An 11,072-nucleotide genomic window follows, 5' to 3' on the forward strand; every position below is an offset into this window, starting at 1 on the left:
TATACCCACCCCAGAGCTTCGCCGTAGCGAAGCTTTACCCTCATCCCGCATCTGGGGCGTATGTGGTTTTGAACCTTCCTTATGCGGGAGGGGGAAGAATGTTCTTGGGCTTCGCCCCAGAACATGTGCCCCCCCCGTAAAGAACGTACCCCTGCGGCACTTCGACGGCGGTTTGTAGGGGGCGACGTCTTCGACGCCCCGCGGTTTATCATCAAATCCGCGTCGAAGGTGTAGGGGCGCGCATTGCGCGTCCGTGATACGACGCAGCCGTATTATTCCCATGCAACAATCAAGACCTTCCCCTGCAACATAAAACCGGCGGGCAAAAGCAGCAGCTTTGCCCGCCGGTTTATTTTTGCTTAATGCTCCTTAAACACCACCGTAATCGTCGTCCCCTCGCCCTCGGCACTCTGAAACAGAATCTCCCCGCCCCAGCGCGCCACCGCGTGCTTCACAATCGAAAGCCCAAGGCCGGTGCCGCCCACCGTGCGGCTTCTGCCCTTATCCACACAGTAGAACCGCTCAAAGATGCGCCCGTGGTGCTTCGAGGCGATGCCGATGCCCGTATCGGCAACGGTAAGCGAGATGCCGTCGCGCTGTTTTTTGCACAGCACCCGCACGCTGCCGCCCGATACGTTATACTTTACGGCATTGTCCATCAGGTTGCCCACAATCTGCCGCATATCCTCGCGGCTGGCGGTAAGGCTGATGTCGTCGCCCGTTACCTCGATGCTCACGTTCTTCTTTCCCGCCGCGGGCAGCAGGCTCTCGCCAATCTCCTCGGCAAGCTTTTTCAGGTTCACCCGCTCGTTTGCCTCGGGGCGGCACCCGCTCTCCAGCTCGCTGATTTTTATAATGTCGTTAATAAGCGTCGTCATGCGCGCGGCCTCGGCGGTAATGCGGTTTAAGTAATCCGCCGTTTTCTCCGGGTCGCTTACAAGGCCCGCCGCCAGCAGCTCGGCAAACCCCTTAATCGAGGTGATGGGGGTTTTCAGCTCGTGCGAGGCGTTGGCCACAAACTCGCTGCGCAGCTTCTCGGTTTCGCGCAGGGTGGTTACGTTGGTAAGCAGGATGATGGCGCCGTTTTCCTCCTGCGCGGTGCCGGTGGAGATAATGCTCCCGCGCGCGGGGGTGATGTGTGCCGAAAGGATGACACTGTCGTCGGCATAGCTGTTCAGATCAAAGATGGTGGAGCGCCCCTCCGCTACCGCCGCCTGCACTGCCGAAAGGATGCGCTCGTTGCGGGTGAGCATCATCAGGTTTTTACCCAGCGCATTGGTGCCGCCCAAATACCGCTCGCTTGCAAGGTTGGTGCTTACCACCCGCAGGCGGCTGTCGATTACCACCAGGCCCTCCTCCATGTTGTCAAGCAACGTTTTGCTGCGCTCCCGCTCGGATTGCAGCTGCTTTAATGCGGCGCTGATGCGTGCGGATAGGGTGTTTACGCTGTCTACAATCGGCACCAGCTCTTCATACTTGGGGTTTGGCAGCACCTCGCCGCGCTCGCCGGTGGCGATATCCTCTATCTGGTTGCGTGCCTGAATCAGCGGTTCGGTCACATCCCTGGCAATGGTTTTGGCCATCACCGGCGTAAGGATACCCGCCACCGCAATGCCGATGAGCAGCGCGGGCAGAATGCTTGCGAAGATGGTGTTGGCCTGCCGGTTTTCCATGGCAAGGCGCACATACAGGTCGTCGTTTACCTTCATGGCCACATAGGTTTCGTTCTTTTTCAGTGTAGCGGAATACCGCACGGCGGTGCCTGTGCCCGTGGCCTTGGCCTCTATAAACTCGGGGCGGTCGGCGTGGTTTTCCATGGTTTCACTAACGGCCTCATTATCGGCCAGCACCTTGCCGTCGCCCTGAATAATGCTCAGGCGGTAATCGGTATATTTCTTCACCTCGTCCTGCGGGGAGAAGGTGTTATGCGCTAAATCGTAGGTAATCTGGTTCTTCACCGAATTAAGCATCAGCCGCATGCTGGTTTCAATCTCATTCTGGCGCATAGACTGCAATATCAGCCCCGAAATTACCGCCGATACCAGCAGGGCAATCACCGCGGTAATAACACAGCGCTTCAATATGGCGTTCTTCATCCGGCAGCTCTCCTTTATATTTACGGTGCGCCAATAACGTGGTGTTTGCAGGGGAAGGCGTCCCCTACGCCCCGCGGTTTTAACCAATTCCGCGACGGGCTTGTAGGGGCGATTATCAATCGCCCGCGGCTCTAACGCAACCGCACAATTACCGCCAAACGGTCAAGACCGTTCCCTACGCAACATGTAATCGGGGCTGCATATACCCACCCCAGAGCTTCGCCGTAGCGAAGCTTTACCCTCATCCCGCATCTGGGGCGCACATTGTTCCAAGCTCTCCTTATGCGGGAGGGGGAGGAATGTGCGGGGGCTTCGCCCCCGCACGGGTACCCCCGTATTGGGTGCCTCTGTCTATGTCAGCCGCGCTTGCATGGCGGTATGTAGGGGACGGCGTCCTCAACGTCCCGCGGTTTATAACCAAATCCGCGACGGGGTTGTAGGGGCGAACTGTGTTCGCCCGCGGCTCTCAACCGTCGCAACGATACACGGGTTGCCCATACGGTGTTCCAATGGCGGTATGTAGGGGCGCGCATTGCGCGCCCGCCGTCTTACCGAACACTATGAACATACCGCGTCAGGCCAATGGTCTACCCTACAACATACCCTTTGTTACGCGGGTACGATGTTCCCGGCTCTGTAGGGGCGAACTGTGTTCGCCCGCGGCTCTAACGCAACCGCATAATTATCGCCAAACGGTCAAGACCGTTTCCTACGATTCGCCATCTACCCCTGCTCCACAAACCGGTACCCCACCCCGCGTATGGTTTTTATGTAGCGCGGGTGCTCGGCGTCGTCGCCGAGCTTTGCGCGCAGGCTCTTGATGTGCATATCCAGCGTGCGGGTTTCGCCCACAAACTCATAGCCCCAGATGGTGTTGAGCAGCTCGTCGCGGGTAACCACTCGGTCGGTGCTCTGCATCAGCAGGGTTAGCAGCTCGTATTCCTTCAGTGTCAGCTCCAGCAACTCGCCGTGATTGCTCGCTTCGTGCTTGTCAAGGTCAATCTTAATCCCGTTCTTCTCGATATGGCGCATCTGCTCATCTGCCGGGTACGCCCTTCGCAGCACCGCACGCAGGCGGGCGGAAAGCTCCAGTATACCGAAGGGCTTTGGCAGATAATCGTCTGCGCCGCTGTCAAGGCCGGTCACCTTGTCAATCTCGCTGGTTTTCGCGGTTAGCATCATCACGGGCAGCTTTCTGGTGGCAGGGCTGCTTTTTATCCGCCGCAGCGCTTCTATTCCGTCCATGCCCGGCAGCATGATGTCAAGGATATATACCGAGGGCGTTTTGCCGCTTGCAAACATCTCCTCCGCACTCTCGAAGGCCGACACCTTGTAAGAGAACGCCTCCAGCGTGCAGCGCACCAGCTCGCGGATGTTCGCGTCGTCCTCTACGATAAATACCGTAACCTGTTCCATAGCAGCACCGTCCTAGTTTCATGAATTTCTCCGCCGCGCTTCTTAAAGCTCTTACAGCAGCTTGGTGTTCTTATACTCGCCCGTTTCGTAAAACTCCACCCACTCGCAGATATTCACGGCGTGGTCGCCAATGCGCTCGAGGTATTTTGCAATCATCATCACGTCAATGGCCTCGTCTATCTTGTTGGGGGTGGTGCCGATCAGCTCCACCAGGTCGCTGCGCACCTTGCAAAAAAGGTCATCCACCACATCGTCGCGCGCAATTACCGCCTTGGCAGCCTCAAGATCGTTGTTGGTAAACGCCGTTACGCTGTCGTACACCATTTCAGAGGCTACCCGTGCCATCTCGGGGATATGCCGGGCAATCTTGGCAGGCTCATCGTTTTTCAGGTTCATCAGTATCTCGGCGATATCCGCCGCCTGGTCGCCGATGCGCTCTATGTCGGTAATCATCTTTAAGGCGGTGCTAATCTGCCTAAGGTCGCGCGCCACCGGCTGCTGACGAAGCAACAGCTTTAGGCAGCGGGTTTCGATGGTTTTTTCCATCTCGTCTATCTCGCGGTCGTGCTCGGCTACGTTTACCGCCATAGCCTTGTCGCGGTTGGTTAATGCGGCAATCGAGTTTCGTATGGCCTGCTCGGCAAGGCCCGCCATGCGAATCAGCTCTATATTCAAGGTTTCCAGCTCGCTGTCAAAGGAAGGACGTGCTCCCATAATTATTACCAATCCTCTCTGGTTTCATTATACTGTTTTTAAAGGGCTAAGTACAATAATATTCCATAATTTATCCGAAGCGCCCGGTGATGTAATCCTCGGTGCGCTTATCCTTTGGCAGGCTGAAGATGGCCTCGGTTTCGCCGAACTCCACCATCTCGCCCACAAGGAAGAACGCGGTATAATCCGAGATTCTCGCCGCCTGCTGCATATTGTGCGTTACTATCACAATGGTGTATTTCTCCTTCAGGGTGAGCATCAGCTCCTCAATCTTCATGGTGGAGATCGGGTCCAGTGCGCTGGTGGGCTCATCCATCAGAATCACCTGCGGCTCCACCGCCATTGCCCGGGCAATACACAGGCGCTGCTGCTGCCCGCCCGAAAGCGAAAGCGCGCTCTTGTGCAGGCGGTCTTTTACCTCGTCGTACAGCGCCGCACCGATTAAGCTGTTCTTTACAATCTCGTCCAGCTGCCTTTTGCTCTTTATGCCGTGAATACGCGGCCCGTAGGCCACGTTGTCGTAGATGCTCATGGGGAACGGGTTGGGCTTTTGGAACACCATGCCTATTTTTTTGCGCAGAAGGGTTACATCCACGCGCTTGTCGTAGAGGTTTTCGCCGTCAATCAGCACCTCGCCGGTAATCTTCACGCCGTCAACAAGGTCGTTCATGCGGTTGAGCGTTTTTAAGAAGGTGGATTTGCCGCAGCCGCTCGGGCCGATAAGGGCGGTAATCTTGTTCTCCTCAATCTCTATAGAAACCGATTTCAGCGCATGGTTATCGCCGTAATACAGCTCGAGGTTTTTTACCGATATGCTGCTCATTCGTTTATCATACCTTTCCACAAGTTCATTCTCTGTCTGTTTGCGTTAAACAATCTATCCCTTGGCCTTGCTGCCTGCACGGCCTGCAAGCACCTTGGTGAGTCCGTTAATCAGCAGCACTATCACCATCAGCACCAGCGCGATACCAAAGCCCTGCTCGATATACCGGCCCTCCGAAACGGCGAAGTACATCTGAACCGTAAGCGTCGCGCCCGAAGAGGCGGGGTGTGTCAGCCAGTTGGCGGGCAGGTTGGTTACCGAGCCCGCGGTGTACAACAGCGCCGCCGATTCGCCCACGATGCGCCCGATGCTGAGGATTACCGCGGTAATAATGCCGGGCAGCGAGCTTGGCAGAATCACCGTGCGTATCATATACCATTTGGTGGCGCCCATCCCCAAAGCGCCCTCGCGGTAGCTGGCGGGTACGGTTTTCAGCGCCTCCTCGGTGGTGCGGATAATCAGCGGCAGCACCATGATGGTGAGGGTGAACGCGCCCGAAAGGATGGAGTAGCCTAATTGCAGCAGGGTGCCGAAGAAGATGGCGCCGAACAGGCCGTAGATGATAGAGGGGATGCCCGCGAGCGTCTCGATGGTAAACTCAATTAAGCGGATAAACCTTCCCTGCTTGGCATACTCGGTTAAGTATATCGCGGCACCTACCCCAATGGGGGTGGAGATTACAAGGGTAATTACAATCATGTACAGCGTGTTGATAATCGAGGGCAGGATGCCGAAGCGCTTTTTAAGGGTGCTGGGTGCGGTGGAGAGAAACTCCCACGAGAGGTTGGGAAAGCCGCGCACCAGAATATAGATCAGGATACCCGCAAGCAGCAGCACGGTAATCCCCGCGCTTAAAAAGATCAGCGCCTTGAGCACCCTGTCTGAAACACGCGGGCGTCTGCCCAGTATGGTAGCGGCACTTTTTTGTTCCGACATAAGTTCTATCCTTTCTATTAGATCCCCACTAGCGTAGCTGGTGGTCTTAAAAAACTGTTAAAAGGGCTCTGTTACTTACAATACCTAAAGAAATTTTCATCTTATGATATGACACCTGTAATACTCACCCCCCTACCCCCCTCTCGCACCGAAAGCTATACATAAGAAGCAGGCTTGTTCGTGCGAAAGGGGGGCTAGACGCGAGGGGGGTGCTTCGCACCCCCCCTCGCTCTCTTCCCCCTCCCGTTTTATATGGCTTTAGCATAAGCCTTTTTATTAAACGGGAGGGGGCTGGGGGTGGGCCGCTAGTAGCTAGAGATTCGTTTTTAGTTGTTAGTTAAACCAGCAGAATAGAAAGATCGTCTTCTCAGCCCTTTTCTTTTTTGCTGCCTCCCTTTAGCAGGATATTGACGAAGAAGTTGATTACCATAATAAACACGAACAGCACCAGGCCGATGCCGAACAGCGACTCGCGGTGCAGCCCCGCGGCGGCGTAGCTCATGTCCGAAACGATGGCGGTGGTAAGGAACCGCACGCTGTTAAACGGCAGCGGCAGGTTCGCCACGTTGCCCGCCACCATGATGATGGCCATGGCCTCGCCGATGGCACGCCCGATGCCAAGCACAATGCTGGTGACAATACCCGAGCGCGCGGCGCCGAGCATCACCTTGAAGATGGTTTGTATATGAGAAGCGCCAAGGGCAAGAGATGCCTCCTTGTATTCACGGGGCACCGCCCGAAGCGCGGTTTCGCTTACGTTAACAATGGTGGGCAGTATCATCACCGCCAGAACCAATACCGCTGAAAGCAGGTTTGCGCCGCCGGTAAAGGTGTGGCCGGGGTCGTCTTTAAAGATTGCCGTTTCAAAAGCTGACATTAAAGGCACCAGCAGCTGCGCGCCGATAATGCCGTAGATTACCGAGGGGATGCCCGCCAGCAGCTCCACCGCCGGGCGCACCACCTTGTATAATGCAGGGGGCGCAAGCTCCGAAAGGAATATCGCCGTTAAGAGCGATACCGGCACGCCTACCACAATCGCAAGCAGCGTTCCTACAATAGAGGTGAGTATGAAATACAGAATACCGAACTTCGGCTCCGTCGCGGTCGGCAGCCATTCGCTCCCGAACAGAAACTCCAGCGGCCCCACCTTCGCAATGGCGGGCGAGCCTGCGATAATCATGTAAACGGTAATGCCGATCACCGCGGCTACGGCGGTAATACCGCACACAAAGAAAACCACGGTCATAAACTTTTCTATGGCGGTTTTTGTTTTGCTGCTGCCTTGTATGGTAAAGCTCTTTTGGCTTGTTGCCTGCAAGGGAACTCCCCCTTAATATTGATTTTTATCCTTGTTTTTATGATGGTACACGCGGTGATTGCCTTTGCCTGTATAACCTATAGCCCGCTGATAAAACCGGGGCATTTTAAAACAGTTGATTATTGAGCGAATGGGCGGGGCATTGCCCCACCCTTTTTGCTCAGCATTATGTAATTTATTGCGTCCGTGCTAAAAACTATTTCTTAGAGATAAGGCCGATGCTCTTTACTACCGCCTGGCCCTTGGCACCCATTGCATAGTCTAAGAAGGCCTGCGCGGGAGCACTTAAGGTCTTGGTGGAGTTGGTAGCCATTACGAAGGGGCGGGAGAGTGCATAGGTGCCCTTGATGATATTTGCATCGGTAGCCTCGGCACCGCCAACCTTGCAAGCCTTAACCTTAGAGTTTACCGCGTTGAGCGAGATATAGCCGATTGCGTTTGCGTTGGAAGCAACCGCGGTCTGAACTGCGCCGGTGCTGGTGAGCTCCTGCGAATACTTGCACTTATCCTTTACGTTCACAATGCTCTCGAAGGCCTCGCGGGTGCCGGAAGCGGAGTCGCGGCCGATTACGACGATAGCGGCATCAGCACCGCCAACGTCCTTCCAGTTCTTTACTTCGCCCTTGTAGATGCTGGCGATCTGGCCAAGGGTAAGATCCGATACCTTGTTTGCGGGGTTTAAAGCAATCGCAATACCGTCTATGGCGACAACATGAGCCTTAAGGGTAGAAGATTCGGTGGTCTTCAGCGCTCTGGAGGCGTTGCCGATGTCAACCTTGCCCTCGGTTACCGCGGTGATTCCGGGGCCGGAGCCTACGAACTGGCACTCTACGGTTACGCCGGGTTCAACCGTCTTGTAGTCTTCGATAAAGGCTTCCATCAGCTCCTGCATAGAGGTGGAACCGGTAAGGGTTACTTTGCCGGTAAGGCCGGTACCCTTGGCGGCAACATCAGCAGCAGCTTTAGAGGAAGCGGCAACAGAGGATACAGCCTTAGAGGAAGCGGCAGCGGAGGATGCAGCCTTAGAGGAAGCGGCAGCGGAGGATGCAGCCTCAGAGGAAACGGCTTCGGAAGAAGCAGCCTCAGAGGAAGAAGCATCGACAGAGGATGCAGCTTCGGAGGAAGCGGCAGCGGAGGATGCAGCCTCGGAGGATACGGCTTCAGACGAAACAGCCTCGGAGGATGCGGCTTCGGAAGAAGCGGCCGCGGGGGTGGAAGCACAGCCGGCAAACAGTGCGCCGGAGATTGCGAGTGCCAATACTACAGAAAGAATTTTTCTCATTGAACAGACTCCTTTTCCTTATATCGTTTGAGCATACTATACCTCAAACAATGGTGAGTTTTCCTTTGGGACATAACCATCATAACAAAGTCCCGAAGGGCTCGGTAGCAATAAAAGGTAAAGGAACTGTCTGTCTTGGGTAAAGTAAGGTAATAATAACGTAAATTTATGCCGTTTCAGTTATCACATTAGTATTACGGGGCAAGCTGAAATGAATATTGTTATAGGCACGGATTATTTTGCTGTTATGCGGCTTCACTCTTTATCCGGGCAATGGGCAAGGCTGTTGCCCCACCCCTTCTGCTTTCAATCGTTGTGCTTTTATAATTCTTTATTACTTCTTTACGATGAGGCCGAGGCTCTTCACAACCTCCTGGCCCTTTTCGCCCTTAACAAAGTCTAAAAACGCCTTTGCGGGAGCGCTTAAGGTCTTGGTTTTGCTGGTGGCCATTACAAAGGGGCGGCTGAGCTTGTAGCTGCCGTCCAGTATAGAAGCCTCGTTTGCCTCGGCGCCGCCAATCTTGCTGGCCTTAACGGTGTTGTCTACCGCGTTAAGCGATACATAGCCGATCGCATCGGGGTTGGAAGCTACCGCGGTTTTTACAGCGCCGGTGCTGGTGAGCTCCTGGGAATACTTGCACTTCTCTTTTACGCCTACGATGCTCTCGAATGCCTCGCGGGTACCGGAAGCCGCGTCGCGGCCGATTACGATGATAGCCTTGTCGTCGCCGCCAACCTCTTTCCAGTTCTTGATCTCACCGGTGTAGATCTTGGCAAGCTGTTCTACGCTGATGTCGTCAGCCTTGTTTGCGGGGTTTAAAGCAACCGCGATACCGTCGATTGCAACGATGTTCGCTTCCAGATTAGCAGCTTCTTCCGCCTTCAGCTCTCTGGAGGCGTTGCCGATGTCAACCTTGCCCTCGGTTACTGCGGTAATGCCCTGGCCGGAGCCGGGATACTGGCACTCTACGGTTACACCGGGTTCAACCTCTTTATAGGCCTCGATAAGCCCTTCCATCAGCTCCTGCATAGAGGAAGAACCGGTTAGGCTTACCTTGCCGGTAGCGCCGGTGCCGGCAGCAGTGCCAGCCTTGGAAGAAGCGGAAGCGCCGGGGGAGGCGCAGCCGGCAAACAGCGCGCCGGAAACGGCAAGCGCCAATACGGCAGAAAGAACCTTTTTCATGATAATAACTCTTCCTTTCTTGGAATTGTGCGGTTTCGGCCTTAGCCGAAATTTTGGTCATCGACCAAAAAGCACAAAACTGAAAGTTTGAAAGATCTATCTTTCAAACTTATCTCCTTTTCCCTGTTTGATGTATACAATACTATTTCTCATAAAAATCAGTAAGAGCATTCTTCGCCAAAGCACACAGATTAAAGACTTCAAATTTTCAACTGATTCTAACTCGTATTAGTATCCTCTCAAACACTAATCATTATTTCCTTAGTACACCTTCAATATAACAAAAACCCCTGCCATAAGGTAGCAAGGGTAAGTAAAGCAATCGTATGCCTTGTGTAAAGTTGTGTAAAGAACGTGTAAAGCGGTGCCGGTTAATGATTATATTTATAAACTATGGGTAAAATATATGTCTTATAATACTATTTTTTGTGTAAGCATTTGGTATGAATGATTTTACTATACATTTGCCTTTAGCCCTTCGATTGGTTTTCTGCCGCCGAACAGGACGTATAATTATTCTATCCGCCATTCATCAACGCGTAAAGTAAATCCGCCGCTTTCCATGGTTAATAACTGTTATCGGGGAGGTTGTGCATATGGAACTGCAAAAGCCCAGCATCCGGCTGCTTTATGCATGGTGGCTTGCGCTCTTTTGTGCAACCCTTGTGTTGTGCTGCGCTGCGGCCTCTCTGCTCAGCTTTTCCCGCCCGCTGTGGGTGTGGGTGACGGTGGTGCTGCTGGCGGTGTTCTCGGCGGGGTTTATCTGGGTGCTGCCCCAGCGCTACCGCCGCCTAGCCTATGGCGTAAAGGGCAGCCTTGTAATGGTTCGGTGCGGTATTATCGGGGTGCGGGAGAAATACATCCTTGTTGAAAACATCCGCTTTGCCTCGATGGACGCCACCCTGCCGCTCGCCGCGTTCGGGCTTGCCACCGCCACCCTGCGCACCGCGGGCGCCACCCTGCGCATCCCCGGCCTTGACGCGGACGCCCAGAAGCGGTTAAAGGCGCAGCTTTCCCCCAGCTTCGGCAGATAGCCCCTTCCCGCACAATCGCTGTGAAACGGATTGCGCATACGCTTGCTTTATGACATTATGAAACGATTCATTACTCTCTAATTTGTATATATATTAAACTTGTATACCTTTCGTATTCTCTTACCGTGCGTTTTAGGGGCGGTGTCCCCCGATACCCCGCGGTTTATCACCCAATCCACAACGGGGCTGTAGGGGCGCTTAGTAAGCGCCCGCGGTCTAGCCGAGCGCTGTAAAATACCGCGGGAGACCAAAGGTCTCCCCTACACTATA

Annotated in this window: 9 protein-coding genes; 1 reads left to right on the forward strand and 8 read right to left on the reverse strand. The window is 54.4% G+C overall.

What is annotated here, in order from left to right:
* Window positions 1-359: 359 nt before the first annotated feature.
* The 8 genes from BLR50_RS13805 to BLR50_RS13840 all read right to left on the reverse strand — a co-directional run bounded on the left by BLR50_RS13805 (window position 360) and on the right by BLR50_RS13840 (window position 9,768).
* Window positions 360-2,096 (reverse strand): ATP-binding protein, encoded by a 1,737-nt coding sequence (locus BLR50_RS13805; protein WP_092643607.1) that lies wholly within the window; start codon window positions 2,094-2,096, stop codon window positions 360-362.
* A gap of 723 nt (window positions 2,097-2,819) precedes the next feature.
* Complete coding sequence (locus tag BLR50_RS13810) at window positions 2,820-3,512, reverse strand: response regulator transcription factor (protein WP_092643610.1); 693 nt, start codon at window positions 3,510-3,512, stop codon at window positions 2,820-2,822.
* Between the two features lie 51 nt (window positions 3,513-3,563).
* Window positions 3,564-4,226: a phosphate signaling complex protein PhoU gene (gene phoU, locus BLR50_RS13815; RefSeq protein ID WP_092643614.1), complete on the reverse strand. Its 663-nt coding sequence runs from the start codon at window positions 4,224-4,226 to the stop codon at window positions 3,564-3,566.
* Between the two features lie 70 nt (window positions 4,227-4,296).
* Window positions 4,297-5,049, reverse strand: a complete 753-nt coding sequence (gene pstB / locus BLR50_RS13820) for a phosphate ABC transporter ATP-binding protein PstB (RefSeq protein WP_092643617.1) — start codon at window positions 5,047-5,049, stop codon at window positions 4,297-4,299.
* Between the two features lie 54 nt (window positions 5,050-5,103).
* The gene (gene pstA / locus BLR50_RS13825) at window positions 5,104-5,985 is read right to left on the reverse strand and encodes a phosphate ABC transporter permease PstA (protein ID WP_092643620.1); all 882 of its coding nucleotides are present in this window, start codon (window positions 5,983-5,985) and stop codon (window positions 5,104-5,106) included.
* A gap of 367 nt (window positions 5,986-6,352) precedes the next feature.
* Window positions 6,353-7,303, reverse strand: a complete 951-nt coding sequence (gene pstC / locus BLR50_RS13830) for a phosphate ABC transporter permease subunit PstC (protein WP_423230295.1) — start codon at window positions 7,301-7,303, stop codon at window positions 6,353-6,355.
* Window positions 7,304-7,499: 196 nt separating this feature from the next.
* Window positions 7,500-8,585 carry a phosphate ABC transporter substrate-binding protein gene (locus tag BLR50_RS13835; protein ID WP_092643623.1) on the reverse strand — a complete coding sequence of 362 codons (1,086 nt, stop codon included), beginning with the start codon at window positions 8,583-8,585 and terminating at the stop codon, window positions 7,500-7,502.
* Between the two features lie 334 nt (window positions 8,586-8,919).
* On the reverse strand, window positions 8,920-9,768 hold the full coding sequence (locus BLR50_RS13840; protein ID WP_092643626.1) for a phosphate ABC transporter substrate-binding protein: 849 nt from the start codon (window positions 9,766-9,768) through the stop codon (window positions 8,920-8,922).
* Between the two features lie 596 nt (window positions 9,769-10,364).
* Between BLR50_RS13840 and BLR50_RS13845 the strand changes: the two genes are divergently transcribed.
* A complete protein-coding gene (locus BLR50_RS13845; protein WP_092643629.1) occupies window positions 10,365-10,802 on the forward strand; it encodes a PH domain-containing protein in 438 nt (145 codons plus the stop codon).
* Window positions 10,803-11,072 lie beyond the last annotated feature (270 nt).

The sequence above is a fragment of the Acetanaerobacterium elongatum genome (genome assembly GCF_900103835.1).
Taxonomy (GTDB): Bacteria; Bacillota; Clostridia; order Oscillospirales; family Ruminococcaceae; genus Acetanaerobacterium; species Acetanaerobacterium elongatum.